Source organism: Parvimonas micra (genome assembly GCF_037482165.1).
Taxonomy (GTDB): domain Bacteria; phylum Bacillota; class Clostridia; order Tissierellales; family Peptoniphilaceae; genus Parvimonas.
The window spans coordinates 1,426,220-1,440,089 of record NZ_CP148048.1; the positions used below are offsets into that span (position 1 = coordinate 1,426,220).

The following is a 13,870-nucleotide window of genomic DNA, read 5'->3' on the forward strand; positions in this document are numbered from 1 at the left end:
TCCCTTTATTTGAAACAATTTCTAATAATTTTAATAATTTTATCTTGTTCTTCTTTTGTCATCTTATTATCGCTTGGCAAACAAAGTCCTCTATGGAAAATATCTCTACTAACGTCAATACTTTCATCATACAACCCATTTTTAGTAATAAAAATATTGTCTTTATATATAGGTTGCATATGCATTGGTTTCCAAATAGGTCTGCTTTCAACAACATATGTTCTTAAAGTATTCAAAATTTCAATTGGACAACTCTTTCCACTTTTCTTAACATAATCTGCCTCAAGGTCTCCAATATTTTGTTCGCACATGGCTTCTTTGTCAATGATTATACAAGATAGCCAAAAATTAGGAACTGATTTTTCTTTATCAAATGGATTCATCTTTAAAGGTAATCCTTTAAGTCCCTCTTTGTACCTTTTATATATTTCAGTTTTTTGTGCTATATGTTCTTCCAAATAAGGCAGTTGACCTCTTACAACACCAGCGACAACATTACTCATTCTGTAATTGTAACCAATTTCATGATGTTGATACCAAATAGTGTCCTCTCTTGATTGTGTAGACCATTTTTTAACTTTATTTGCCAACTTTTCGTCATTAGTTAAAAACATACCACCTGAAGTCCCTGTTATTATCTTGTTTCCATTAAAAGACAAAATATTAAAGTTGTTTTCTGTTCCTATAGGTTTTCCTTTATATGTAGCTCCTAAAGCTTCTGCAGAATCTTCAATTAATATCGCATTATGCTTCTTACATATAGACTTTATCTCATCTAATTTTGCAGGAACTCCATATAGATGTACCAAAATAACACATTTGACATCAGGATAAAGTTCAAATGCCTTTTCAAGAGCCACTGGATCCATATTCCAAGTATCATACTCAGTATCTATGAAAATAGGTTCACCACCTTCATAAACAACTGGATTTACCGTTGCACTAAAAGTCATATCTGAACAAAAAACTTTATCCCCTTTTTTTATTCCAGCACTCTTAATAGCCAAATGCAAAGCTGCAGTTCCGGAAGAAAGAGCGACTGCAAATTTACAATTTAGTTTGTCAGTGATAATTTTTTCTATTTGATCGATATTTTCTCCGATAGTTGACATCCAGTTCGTGTCATAAGCCTCTTTCATATAATCCAATTCTAATCCATGCATAGTAGGGGAACTCAGCCATATTCTCCTATCAAAAACTATGTCAGTTTCATTTCCCATTTTAATAAATATCTCCTATCCGTAAATAAATAAATGCTCCTATCTTAATGCTTAGTCTTTATTTGTACTTGATTTAAAATAATTCCTAAGACATCAACCCCTATATTCTCCAATTTTGATTTAGAATGTAATATTTCTTCCTTATTTGATTTTCCAGATTCAACAAATAAAATACTTGAATCACATTTTCTTGCAATTAATGATGCATCAATACTTGAGTTTAAGTCCGGAACATCAATAATTACTAAGTCGTATTCTGAATTAATATATTCAAAAAATAAATTAATTCTATCATTTTGTAATAAATCAAGAGGATTCTTTGTAGAATCTCCAGCTAAAATAACATCAAAGTTATCCAATTCTGTTTGGAATACAATATCATAAAAATCTGTTTTATATTCTAAAAAGTTTCTTAATCCAACAAGATTTTCTTTAAATTTAAAAAGTCTATCCTTATTTAATTTTCTAAAGTCGCAATCTACGTAAAGTACTCTTATCCCCAATTTAGCAAATGAAAATGCAATATTAAGAGCATTTTTACTTTTTGTATTACTTTGTTTTATTGATGTTGCAACTATAGTCTTAAAATTCTTATTTTTTAAAATGATATTAGTCCTAATAGTATTGTAATAATCTTCTACTGTTGTATTTATTACATTTTTAGTAGATATTCTCTTTTTCATATTTTCGCTCTCCTTATTACAAATTGTCCTTAGGAATAATACCTAAAAGTTCTGTATCTAAAATATCATTTTTCAAGTCATCTCTTGAATAGATTTTATTATCAAAAAGTCTAATTAATAATTCTATCAAAACAAAACCTATTGCAGTAGCAAAAAAGTACATAAGTGATTTTTTTATAATATGTCTTTCAACTTTTTTTGGTTCGCTACTTTCTTCTAAAACTCTTACTTCTGATATCTTTAAGTCTGAAACAACTTTTTTTGAAGATATTTTTATGAAGGAATCCATTATTTCTTTCATTTCTTGTACATTTGTACCTCTTATTGTAGCAGTAATAATTCTGCCACCGTTTGAAGATAATAGAAGTTTTACTTTTAAATCTTCAAGATCAATTTTTTTGTCTTGATTTTGTTCGATAACTTCTTTTAACATTCCTTCAGATTTCATATATTCTCTAACTTCTCTACTTAGATATTGAAGATTTGAATAATTTGTTATATTTTCTTTTTCTACAATATATATCTTTGAAGTTATACGATATTCAGCAGGTGTGATAATTCCAAGATATATGATTGTCATAAGAGCAACAGCACAAGATGTTATTAAAATTATAAATCTCTTTTGAAAAACTTGGCTGAACACTTTACCAAAATCAATATCAATTTCTACAAATGATTTTTCCATAATTCCCTCTCAATATTTATTTTCCTTGTAATACACTTTGTATTTTACTTTTACAGTTTTCTAAACTTTGTTTATCAACTTCCATCATATAAAGTTTATATCCAGGCATTGCATAGGATGGCAAACCTGTCTTTCCAACTCCATTAAGTGCTTGAGATTCTATTTTGAAGTCTTCTCCTGAATCGATTTGTTGATTTACCAATTCCATAATTTCACTAACCGGCATGTCAGTTTGAACTGAAGAAGAAAGCTCATCCAAAATTGAACTAAAATTACTTAAGGCTGCCTTTGAAGTCATTTTCTTTATTATTGCAGCTATAACTTTTTCGTGATTCTTACCTCTATCTCTATCCCCATCTGCAAGATTATATCTTTCACGAACAAAGCCTAATGCTTTTTCAGAACTTAGATGAACAGTCCCTACTGGGAAGTGATAATTTCCTATTCTAGAAACAAAATCTTGATCATTATATACATCAATTCCGCCAACTAAGTCAATTAATTTCATAAAAGTTGTGAAATTAACTCTAGCATAATGTTCAATGTTTATTCCATATAAATTTTCTAAAGTTTTAACTGAAGCCTTTACTCCATAAATTCCTGAGTGAGTCAATTTGTCATATTGATTGTTTCCACCACCGGCAATTTTTACATAAGCATCTCTAGGTGTTGTAGTTAAAACAATCTTATGTGTCTTTTTATTAACTGTAATAAGAACATTTACATCACTTCTTGATACTGTAGTTATTGGACCATAAGTATCTATACCGCTTACATATATATTGAAGCTATCTTTTCCTGTAACTTCTTTATCTTTCTTTTCTTCTTTTACTTCTTCAACAATTTTGTATTCATATATTTTTTTTACCTTATCAAGATAATCAGGATAAGCATTTGCTATTAAATCTCCATGAGCTGCATTTAACACCATAACTTGAGATTTCCCTGAAATTAAATCTTCATATGCTTGTAAATATGACTTAGTATCTTGAATATTTAACTTTACATTTGCTTTTTCTTCAACTTCTTTAACTAGTTTATCAATATTTTCTTTATCCAACTGAGTTGGTGCAAGAACTTTACCCTTAACATCGTTAATACTATTCATATCACTATCTGCACGAACCAAGACAACCATAGTATTTTCAGTTACTTTTGCATTTTCATTTAATTTATTAAATAAGTTAAGCCCTTTATTCATATAATTAAATGCAAATAATGTAACTATTATAAAGAATGTTGAAATAATAGTAGTAAATATTTTTCCTTTACGAATTATATTTAACACCAATAATAAAATTAAAATAATTGCCATAAAAGCTAAAATAATATAATTAATTTTTTTGAAATTTAACAGATTATACTTAAACATAATAAATAAATCTGTAATCGTAAAAAATGACAAAATAGCAAAAAGGATCCAATTAATAACCATTAGAATCTTTCCTTCAGCTCTTTTGCCCCCAGCCTGCATATCCAATTTTCATTCCTCCTAAAATTGTATAATAAAAATTCACCTTATTATAACATAAAATTAAGAATTTTTCAACATATTTTAATATATTTTACATAAAAATTAATCAAATGTTGTATAAATATTCATAGACATGAGAACCCCAGCCTTCCACAATGCTTTGCATCGGGTGGGTTCCCAGGAACCTTGTTATTTCACAATAAAAAAAGTCATCAAAAATGATGACTTAGTTAAAATTTAATTTATGTCTTACATAACTTTCAAGCATAACAGCTTTTTCTTTATTCATTGCAGGTACACCTTTTAGTTTGTAATCTTTTCCGAGTTCTTTATACTTTTCTACTCCCATTATATGATATGGTAGTATTTCAACTCTTTCAATTTTATCTCGATACGGTTTAATTATTTCTATTAGTTTATCCATTGATTCTTTATTATCAGTAAAACCTGGAACCATAACATGTCTAAACCAAATTTTTCCTTTAAAATATTTTTCCACATAATCTAGAAATGTATAGAAACCATCCATTTTTTGTTTTACCATTTCCAAATAGCCTTGGTTTGAAAAACTTTTTACATCTAAAAGAATTGTATCTGTATTTTCTAAAATTTCTTTAAAATACTTTTCATTTCCATAACCACTTGTGTCAATACAAGTGTTATATCCATTTTCTTTTAATAATTTTAGAGTTTCAGCAAGAAATTCTCCTTGTAAAAGAGGTTCTCCACCAGAAAAAGTTATTCCTCCATTATCTCTATAATAGGTCTTATATCTTTTGGCTTTAGACAGCACAAAATCAGGCGTTATCTCCGTACCGCCTTGCAATGCTTGAGTATCTGGGTTATGACAGTAAAGACATCTAAGAGGACAACCTTGTAAAAAGAAAATTGTTCTTATGCCTGGTCCGTCAACAAGCCCCATTGTTTCAATTGAGTGCAACCTGCCTATTACCATAAAATCACCTTTTAATTATTATAAAAAAATGTAGAAAAAACAAAGCAGGACAACCTGCTTTGTTTATTTTATCATTTACTTTGCAACTTTTTAACGACTTTCGTGGAAAGTTCTATGAATTACTTCCATTTGTTGTTCTTTTGTAAGTCTGTTAAATCTAACTGCATATCCAGAAACACGAATTGTTAAGTTTGGATATTTTTCTGGATGATCATAAGCATCCATTAAAGTTGCTCTATCAAGTACATTAACATTCAAATGGAATGCTAATTGTTCAAAATAACCATCCATTAAGTTTGTTAAATTAACTTTTCTTTCATCTTCACTCTTTCCTAAAGCTGTTGGAACTATTGAGAATGTATTAGAAATACCGTCTTGACAGCATCCAGCAAAAGGAATTTTTGCAACTGAGTTAAGTGATGCAATTGCACCTGTCTTATCTCTTCCATGCATTGGGTTAGCTCCTGGTGCGAATGGTTCGCCTTTCTTTCTTCCGTCAGGAGTTGTTCCTGTCTTTTTACCATAAACTACGTTTGAAGTTATAGTTAAGATTGAAAGTGTATGTTCAGAATTTCTGTAAGTAGGAGTTTTTCTAAGTTCTTCCATAAATCCTTCGATAACTTCTACTCCTATTGAGTCAACTCTGTCATCATCATTTCCGTAAGTTGGGAAATCTCCTTCAATTTCAAAGTCAATAGCTAATCCGTTTTCGTCTCTTATTGGTTTAACTTTTGCATATTTAATTGCACTTAATGAGTCAGCTACGATTGAAATACCAGCTACACCAAATGCCATATATCTATGAACAAAAGTATCATGTAGAGCCATTTGTCCAGCTTCATAAGCATATTTATCATGCATATAGTGAATTGTATTCATTGTATTTACATAAAGTTTTGCAACTTTTTCTAAAACTAATTTATAGTTAGCATAAACTTTGTCAAAATCTAAAACTTCATCTTTAATTGGTTCAATACCATCTAAAACTTTGATTAAAGAACCATCTTTTGCTCTCTTCATTTCATCAACGCCACCGTTAATAGCGTAAAGAAGTGATTTTGCAAGATTTGCTCTAGCTCCAAAGAATTGCATTTGTTTACCAATTACCATTGAAGATACACAACAAGCAATTGCATAGTCATCTCCGTGAACTGGTCTCATTGCATCATCATTTTCATATTGTAATGAACCTGTTTGAATACTCATTTTAGAGCAATAGTTTTTCCAAGCTTCTGGTAAATCTAAACTCCAAAGAACAGTCATATTTGGTTCTGGTGAAGAATCTAAATTAGTTAAAGTGTGTAAAATTCTAAAAGCAGTTTTAGTAACTAATGTTCTTCCGTCAAGTCCCATACCACCTAAAGATTCAGTAACCCAAGTAGGATCTCCAGCGAATAATTCATCATATTCAGGAGTTCTTAAATGTCTCATCATTCTAAGTTTCATAACGAATTGGTCAATTAATTCTTGAGCTTCGCTTTCTGTTAAAGTTCCTTCATCAATATCTCTCTTGATGTAGATATCTAGGAAACCACCATTTCTACCAAGGCTCATTGCAGCTCCGTTATTTTCTTTAACAGCTGCTAAATACGCAAAATATAACCATTGTATAGCTTCTTTAGCATTTGTAGCTGGAACAGAAATATCATAGCCATATTCCAAAGCCATTTTCTTCATTTCATCTAAAGCTCTGTATTGTTCAGAAAGTTCTTCTCTAAGTCTGATAATTTCTTCTGAAGCTAATTCGCTTTCTAATTTTCTAAATTCATTTAATTTATCTTCTCTTAATCTGTCAATTCCATAAAGAGCAACTCTTCTGTAATCTCCTATAATTCTTCCACGTCCATAAGCATCTGGAAGACCTGTTAAAAGACCAACAGTTCTAGCTTTTCTCATTTGAGAAGTATAAGCGTCAAAAACACCTTGATTGTGAGTTTTTCTAAATTCATTGAAATATTTTTCAATTGTTGGATCCATCTTTAATCCGTAAGCATCTAAAGAATTTGTAACCATTCTGTATCCGCCATAAGGATTTACGATTCTCTTCATTGGTTCATCAGTTTGGAAACCTACAATCAATTCATTTTCTTTATCTAAATATCCAGCAGGAAAATTATTAATTCCTGAAACTCTTGTAGTATCAACTTTTACAGTCTTTGTTCTAACTTCTTCTAAGATTAAGTCTTCAGCTTTTTTCCATAAGTTCTTAGTTCTTTCAGTTGGTTCAGCTAAGAAACTTTCATCTCCTTCATAAGGTGTATAATTTAATTGAATGAAATCTCTAGTATCAATATTTTCATTCCAATTACCTTTTTTAAAACCTCTCCATGCGTCCATAAAATCATCTCCTATATTTATATTCATTATGTAATTTATTTACTATATATATAGTATATACCCAACTAAATCTTCCGTCTGTGATTGTAATCACAAAAAGATAATTTTTCAAACATTTTCACAAAATTTTCAAGTTTATTTTACATTGTGTAAATATATTTAAATTACTACAAAGTAAAATTAATTACTTTTATGTATCGTTTTCATATTGCTTACAAAGATATTAATATTTTTAACAAATTTACAACATTACTATAAAGTTTTTTAGTTTAAAATTTTTTTGTGGTAGCATCATAATACTAAAAATTACATAAATATCATCAATAATATTTTATTTAACAAAAAAAGGGGCTTAAGCCCCTTTATAAATTTACATATCTTACATTTTCATATCTATAACCATACGACCTGTAATAACTCCGTCTTCCATTTCTTTGAAAATAGCAGGGGCATCTTCTATTGGACGTTTTTTAACAACTGGAACAACCATTCCTTCTGCACCGAATTGGAATGCTTCTTCTAAGTCTTTTCTTGTTCCTACAAGTGAACCAATAATTTCAATTCCGTCAAGAACAGTTTTAACTATAGATACATCCATTGTTTCTGATGGCAATCCAACAGCTACAACTATTCCCCCAGCTCTTACTGAATCAATAGCTTGGTTGAAAGCAACTTTTGAAACTGCTGTAACAACAGATGAATGACAACCACCTGTTTTTTCTTTAATTACTTCAACAGGATTTTCTTTAAGTCCATTTATTACTATATCAGCTCCACATTTTTTTGCAAGAGCAAGTTTATCATCATTTATATCTACAGCTACTACATGAGCATTAAATACTTTCTTTGCATATTGAATAGCTAAGTTTCCAAGTCCACCAGCACCATATAGAGCAATCCATTGACCTGGTTTTAGTTTAGCAGCCTTTATTGCAGCATAGCAAGTAACACCTGCACAAGTGATACTACTTGCTTGAGCTGGATCTAATCCATCAGGTACTTTAACAGCATAGTCAGCAGTTACGATACATTGAGTAGCCATTGCTCCATCAACTGAGTATCCTGCATTTTTTACAGTTCTACAAAGAGTTTCTCTTCCTGTATTACAGTATTCACAGCAACCACAGCCTTCATAGAACCAAGCAACGCTTACTCTATCCCCAACTTTTAAAGATTTAACACCTTCTCCAAGTTCTTTTACAATACCGATACCTTCATGTCCAAGAACACGACCTGGAACTTTTCCAAAATCTCCCTTTGCAACATGCAAGTCAGTATGGCAAACTCCACAGTATTCAACATCTATTAACGCTTCTCCATAACCTGGTTTTCTTATATCTCTTTCAACTAATTCAACCCAAGTTCCTTCTTTATTAACAACTACAGCTTTCATAAAAAAACCTCCTTAAAATAATTATTATATTTTTTGTAATTTAAAAAAATCTAAATTTTTTTAATATTATCTTTTTACAGCCCTATTATAACTCTATTAATAAATGATGTCAACAACTTTTAACAAAATATTTTAAAAATGTTTTGGTTTATCGTATTATTGATATTTTTAACAAATAACGTCATTAAGTAAAAATATATTTTAATTTTTTGTTAAATCTAATCTAGTTAATAAATTTTTTTGCTAATAATATAAATAAGTTTTTAAATATTAGTTAATTCTTAGTTTTTTGGAGTAAAGTTAATTCCCACAGTCTATCTTTCTATAGGTGAAAATATATTGATTATCAAAAATATGTTATGATATAATAGTTTTGTAAGATTGTAATAAATTTAGGAGGATATTATGTTTAAGAAAAAATCTAGTTTATTACTAGCAATGCTGTTATTATTAAGTGCTTGTTCTGCACCAGCTAAAAAAGAAGCAGAAACACCTAAACAACAAACTGAAACTCAAGAGAAAAAAGACAATGTCAATTTGCCTAATCAGGGTTTAATGGCTGTTGCTTGGTATCAAACTTCTGCTGAAGCCAAAGCGCTTTATACTCAAGGCTATAATGCTGCAAAAAAATCTTTAGAAGAAAAAATCAAAAATAATACTAAAGGCGAAAAATTGGCTGTTGTCTTAGATTTAGATGAAACTGTTCTTGACAACTCACCTATTCAAGCTTATTATGCAGCTAATGGTAAATCATATCCAGAAGGATGGCATGAATGGGTTATGTACGGAAAAGCCGAAGTTGTTTATGGAGCAAAAGAATTTTTAGATTTTGCAAATAAAAATGGTGTTGGAATTTATTATGTAACAGATAGAAATGCAGAAACTGAATTTGAAGCTACTAAGAAAAATCTTTTAGAAAAAGAGCTTCCTCTACAATCCGATGATAACTTGATGTTAAGACCTAAGGGAGAAAAAGGTAAAGATGGAAGACGTAAAAAAGTTGAAGAAACTCATAAGATAGTTATGTTAGTTGGAGATAATTTGCTTGACTTTGCAACTCCTGAAGACAGCTCATTAGCAGGAAGAGATAAATTCGTTAAAGATCATGCAAAAGAATGGGGAGATAAATATATAATGTTACCAAATCCAATGTACGGAAGTTGGGAAGGTACTCTATATAATAATGATTTTAAAAAGTCTGATGAAGAAAAAGATAAACTTAGAAAATCAGCTCTAAAAATATTTAATGTTGAAAAAAATACAGTTGAGGACTATAAATAGAAATTAAATTACAATTTTACAAATTAAATTACAATTTTACAAATTAAATTACAATTTTACAAATTAAGACTAGCTACTTTTGATTTATTTCATAATGTAAATAATTAAGAAATAGATTATTCTACAACAAAAACCCACCCGCTTGATGTTTAACATCTTTCAGGTGGGTTTATTTTTATCTTAAATCTTATAACATAAATGCCTTATATGCTTTATAACTCATATAAACATCTATTTTACTTGTAACTTCATATGGTGAGTGCATACTCAATGTAGCAGGACCTGCATCTAAAACTTCTGCGCCATATTTTGCAAGAAGTAATGCGATTGTTCCTCCACCACCTTGGTCAACTTTACCAAGTTCTGAAGTTTGCCATACAACATTGTTTTCTTTAAATACTTTTCTAACTTCTGCTAAAAATTCAGCATTTGCATCACTTGATCCGAATTTTCCACCGCTTCCAGTATATTTACAAATTGAAATACCTGAACCGATAAATGCAGAGTTCATTTGTTCACTAGCATCCGCAAAGTCAGGATCAAAACCCGCTGCAACGTCTGCAGATAATACTTTAGAATTCTTTAATGAACGATTAACTTTTAATTGACAAAATTCTCCTTCAAGATTTACAAGTTCAGTCATTGTATTTTCCCAGAAATATGATGCCATTCCTGTATTACCCATTGAACCTATTTCTTCTTTATCCATAAATAATCCACAAGCTGTTCTCTTTGGATTTTCAATTTCAAAAATAGCACGCATTGTTGTAAAAGCACATACTCTATCATCTTGACCATAGCTTAAAACCATTGATCTATCAAGTCCTAAATCTCTAGCTTCTCCTGCTGGTACAATTTCTAATTCAGCAATTTTGAAATCTTCTTCTTCAAAATTATATTTTTCTTTTATTAATTTTAGAACATTTTCTTTAACAGCATCTTTTTCAGTATCCTTTAGAGGCATATTGCCCATTAGAATATTCATTTGTTCTCCAACTAATGCTTCACGAGCTGTTTTTGCTAATTGATTTTTTGATAAGTGAATCAATAAATCTGTTACACAAAATACTGGATCGTCTTTATCTTCACCAATGTGAATATCAATTTTTTCTCCAGCAGAATTGTAAACAACCCCATGAATTGCTAAAGGAATTGTTGCATATTGATATAATTTAACTCCACCATAATAATGAGTTTTCATTTTTGTTAAATTATTCGCTTCATACAAAGGATTTTGTTTAACATCTAAACGTGGACTGTCAATATGCGCCCCAACGATATTTAGTCCATTTTCTAAAGGTTCAGTTCCCATTACAAAAAGAGCAACTGACTTATTTTTATGATTTAGATAAAATTTATCTCCAGCTTTGAATTTTTCTCCTGTTTTGTAAAGTTCTTCTAAATCTCTAAAGCCTTTTTCTTTTGCTTGACGAATAATTTCTGAACAAGCAAGTCTTTCTGTCTTTGCAACTGTCAAAAACTTTTTATAGTCTTCACAGAAATCAAAAACTAAATTTTTTTCTGCATCTTCAATTTGTAACCATGCACTCTTGTTAGTCATAACCTTCCTCCTAATATAAAATATTTTACAAGACCATTATAACATAATTAAGGTAACAAGTAAATTATTAACCTAATTTATGGTAACTTTTCCTGCTTCACAATTAATCTTCATATTAACATCAGAAGCTCTGTTTTTTCTTCCATTTTTATCAAATCCGGCAAAGGATTCTCCAAAAATTCGTAAACTTCCCATTTCTACATTGTATTCGTATTCTATTTCTCCATACAATTTATCAACATCAAGTGTAGCATTTCCAGCTTGAACATCAAGTTCGAACATATCTTGATATTCAACATCTCCTTTGATATTTCCAGCATTAACTTGAACCTCAAAGTTTTTAACTTCTAGATTTTTTAAAGTTGCATTTCCAGCATCTATTTCCAATTTAAAATCTTTAAGTTCTAAGTCTTTCATCTTAACACTTGAAGCACTTATTTCCCCTCTAATTGAAACATTTTCAGGAACATAAATTGTAAGAGAAGAATCTTTAATAAAATCACCATCAATTATAATTCCTTTATCATCAAGATGTCCAACTAAACCCTTATTATAAATTTTCAATTTATTTTGAGATTTTTCACAATACAATTTAGTACTTTTTAAATTTCTTGACTTCACTCTTACTGTTTTATCATCACTTACTTCAAATTTTGCACTTAAAGCACTAAAATCAATTTCTATTTCATCAATATCTTCATAAAAAGAATCAATATTTATATTTGAGTTATCCATATCTTCCTCCTCATAAATTTCATAATCCTCATCATCATTAGATTGATAATGAACTCTAGCATATTTTTTAGTATATTTACCAGGATTTTTTGAAATATCCTTAACCAACATTCTATATAACCATTTTATTAACCATCCAAAAACATATAATAAAATGATAAATAATAATAATCTTCCACCCCAAGTAATAATTAATTCTGGTTTAAAAATAATAGAAAACGGCAAAGTAATTAAAGAAATTATTAATCCTATAACGGAAAACACAATCCAAACCGCAAAGAAAACACCAGCAATTGCAAAAATTGGAACTAGGAATGGAAATATTGGAAAGAATGGAAGTGATAAAATTCCAAGTAAAACAAGAGATAATTTTTTTATAACAAGAGCCATTTTTTTCCAAAAACTTCCCTTTTTATCTCCACTTCTTTCATTTCTCTCTTCTTCTATCTCAATATCTTCTGCTAAAATTTCCATTGCAATTTTTCTTGGATTTCCAAAGCTTTCAGGGACTTCATCATCAAGACCAATCCCTTGTTCATCAAACATTTCATTATAAAAATTTTCTACATTTTGTCTTTCTGTACTCGAAATATTTTTCAGATAAGACATAAGTTTTCGCATAAAAGTTCTTCTATTCATCATTACCTCCAACAATTTGATTTACTTGTTCAACATATAAATTCCACTTCTTCTTATTAAAATTTAAAACGTCTCGTCCTGCTGCAGTTATTCGATAATACCTTCTGTTTCTACCGTCAAAAGCAACATCATAACTATCCAAAAGACCATTTTTTAAAAGTCTTCTTAAAACCGGATATAGAGTTGACTCTGAAATTTCAATGGTAGCCATTAGTTTCTGAGTAATTTCATAACCGTAAGTATCACTTCGATTAACAATCGCAAGAACACAAAAGTCTAAAATTTCTCCTTGAATTGAAAACATAACTACTCCTTTCTATCAATTATTATTAACTTACTTATATTATATAACGTATAGTATATAAAGTCAATATATTTTTTGGGATTTTTGTTATCTTTTAAAAGTATAGATTAAAGATGATTTTGTTAGAGCCTTATGAGATTTCTCCGTTTCGCTTCGCTACAGTCAAAATGACGTGTTAGGGGCTTTGCTTTGTTAAATAATATGACGTGAAATATTTTTTAAGTAAAATTTTTAAAAATAAATGAAGTTTATTTACTATTAACGTTAAGCCCTTAAATAACATTTCTTCCCTTATACGTCATCTCGACCAAAATGAGTGAAACGAATGAAGCGGAGAGATCTCATACTTTTGCTTTAGCAAAAGTAAATGTATCGAAGATACATCAATAATTTATTAGGATTTCTTTCAGAAATACTATTGCTTGTAAACAAGCAATAGTTGAGATCTTTCGACTTCGCTTCACTTCGCTCAAGATGACGTGTTGGGGGCTTTTCTTTTCAGAGTAACATGACGTGAACTATTATGATTTATACAATTTTTAGTAATTTCAATTTTATTTATTTTACTCTTATGCTTTTTAACATTTATTTCCCATTAACATC

The 13,870-nt window shown here is 29.6% G+C and carries 11 protein-coding genes; 1 reads left to right on the plus strand and 10 read right to left on the minus strand.

Features of this window, described 5'->3' with window-relative positions:
* Window positions 1-5: 5 nt before the first annotated feature.
* The 7 genes from WFJ11_RS06905 to adhP all read right to left on the minus strand — a co-directional run bounded on the left by WFJ11_RS06905 (window position 6) and on the right by adhP (window position 8,747).
* Window positions 6-1,220, minus strand: coding sequence for a DegT/DnrJ/EryC1/StrS family aminotransferase (locus WFJ11_RS06905; protein WP_338817312.1), 1,215 nt, complete (start codon window positions 1,218-1,220; stop codon window positions 6-8).
* Window positions 1,221-1,264: 44 nt separating this feature from the next.
* Window positions 1,265-1,903: a polysaccharide biosynthesis tyrosine autokinase gene (locus tag WFJ11_RS06910; protein WP_313961573.1), complete on the minus strand. Its 639-nt coding sequence runs from the start codon at window positions 1,901-1,903 to the stop codon at window positions 1,265-1,267.
* Between the two features lie 16 nt (window positions 1,904-1,919).
* Window positions 1,920-2,588 carry a Wzz/FepE/Etk N-terminal domain-containing protein gene (locus WFJ11_RS06915; protein ID WP_009354758.1) on the minus strand — a complete coding sequence of 223 codons (669 nt, stop codon included), beginning with the start codon at window positions 2,586-2,588 and terminating at the stop codon, window positions 1,920-1,922.
* A gap of 16 nt (window positions 2,589-2,604) precedes the next feature.
* A complete protein-coding gene (locus WFJ11_RS06920) occupies window positions 2,605-3,903 on the minus strand; it encodes an LCP family protein (RefSeq protein ID WP_338817313.1) in 1,299 nt (432 codons plus the stop codon).
* 385 nt (window positions 3,904-4,288) lie between these two features.
* A complete protein-coding gene (pflA, locus tag WFJ11_RS06925; RefSeq protein WP_338817314.1) occupies window positions 4,289-5,017 on the minus strand; it encodes a pyruvate formate-lyase-activating protein in 729 nt (242 codons plus the stop codon).
* A 90-nt stretch (window positions 5,018-5,107) separates the two neighbouring features.
* The gene (gene pflB, locus WFJ11_RS06930) at window positions 5,108-7,354 is read right to left on the minus strand and encodes a formate C-acetyltransferase (RefSeq protein ID WP_338817315.1); all 2,247 of its coding nucleotides are present in this window, start codon (window positions 7,352-7,354) and stop codon (window positions 5,108-5,110) included.
* 379 nt (window positions 7,355-7,733) lie between these two features.
* Window positions 7,734-8,747, minus strand: a complete 1,014-nt coding sequence (adhP, locus tag WFJ11_RS06935) for an alcohol dehydrogenase AdhP (RefSeq protein ID WP_338817316.1) — start codon at window positions 8,745-8,747, stop codon at window positions 7,734-7,736.
* Between the two features lie 405 nt (window positions 8,748-9,152).
* On the opposite strand from adhP, the gene WFJ11_RS06940 reads away from it, so the two are divergent.
* Window positions 9,153-10,028 (plus strand): 5'-nucleotidase, lipoprotein e(P4) family, encoded by an 876-nt coding sequence (locus WFJ11_RS06940; RefSeq protein ID WP_313961577.1) that lies wholly within the window; start codon window positions 9,153-9,155, stop codon window positions 10,026-10,028.
* Between the two features lie 187 nt (window positions 10,029-10,215).
* Here the strand turns inward: WFJ11_RS06940 and WFJ11_RS06945 are convergent, their stop codons facing one another.
* The 3 genes from WFJ11_RS06945 to WFJ11_RS06955 all read right to left on the minus strand — a co-directional run bounded on the left by WFJ11_RS06945 (window position 10,216) and on the right by WFJ11_RS06955 (window position 13,267).
* Window positions 10,216-11,589, minus strand: a complete 1,374-nt coding sequence (locus WFJ11_RS06945; protein WP_338817317.1) for an aminopeptidase — start codon at window positions 11,587-11,589, stop codon at window positions 10,216-10,218.
* Between the two features lie 72 nt (window positions 11,590-11,661).
* Window positions 11,662-12,963, minus strand: coding sequence for an HAAS signaling domain-containing protein (locus tag WFJ11_RS06950; RefSeq protein ID WP_338817318.1), 1,302 nt, complete (start codon window positions 12,961-12,963; stop codon window positions 11,662-11,664).
* Window positions 12,956-13,267 carry a PadR family transcriptional regulator gene (locus WFJ11_RS06955; RefSeq protein WP_009354874.1) on the minus strand — a complete coding sequence of 104 codons (312 nt, stop codon included), beginning with the start codon at window positions 13,265-13,267 and terminating at the stop codon, window positions 12,956-12,958. Before WFJ11_RS06955 ends, WFJ11_RS06950 begins: the two co-directional genes overlap by 8 nt.
* Between the last annotated feature and the right edge of the window lie 603 nt (window positions 13,268-13,870).

Bases quoted from the DNA above. Each gene is read 5' to 3' on its own strand.
- WFJ11_RS06905 (WP_338817312.1), bottom strand. From the start codon at position 1,220: ATGGGAAATGAAACTGACATAGTTTTTGATAGGAGAATATGGCTGAGT.
- WFJ11_RS06910 (WP_313961573.1), bottom strand. From the start codon at position 1,903: ATGAAAAAGAGAATATCTACTAAAAATGTAATAAATACAACAGTAGAA.
- WFJ11_RS06915 (WP_009354758.1), bottom strand. From the start codon at position 2,588: ATGGAAAAATCATTTGTAGAAATTGATATTGATTTTGGTAAAGTGTTC.
- WFJ11_RS06920 (WP_338817313.1), bottom strand. From the start codon at position 3,903: ATGGCAATTATTTTAATTTTATTATTGGTGTTAAATATAATTCGTAAA.
- pflA (WP_338817314.1), bottom strand. From the start codon at position 5,017: ATGGTAATAGGCAGGTTGCACTCAATTGAAACAATGGGGCTTGTTGAC.
- pflB (WP_338817315.1), bottom strand. From the start codon at position 7,354: ATGGACGCATGGAGAGGTTTTAAAAAAGGTAATTGGAATGAAAATATT.
- adhP (WP_338817316.1), bottom strand. From the start codon at position 8,747: ATGAAAGCTGTAGTTGTTAATAAAGAAGGAACTTGGGTTGAATTAGTT.
- WFJ11_RS06940 (WP_313961577.1), top strand. From the start codon at position 9,153: ATGTTTAAGAAAAAATCTAGTTTATTACTAGCAATGCTGTTATTATTA.
- WFJ11_RS06945 (WP_338817317.1), bottom strand. From the start codon at position 11,589: ATGACTAACAAGAGTGCATGGTTACAAATTGAAGATGCAGAAAAAAAT.
- WFJ11_RS06950 (WP_338817318.1), bottom strand. From the start codon at position 12,963: ATGAATAGAAGAACTTTTATGCGAAAACTTATGTCTTATCTGAAAAAT.
- WFJ11_RS06955 (WP_009354874.1), bottom strand. From the start codon at position 13,267: ATGTTTTCAATTCAAGGAGAAATTTTAGACTTTTGTGTTCTTGCGATT.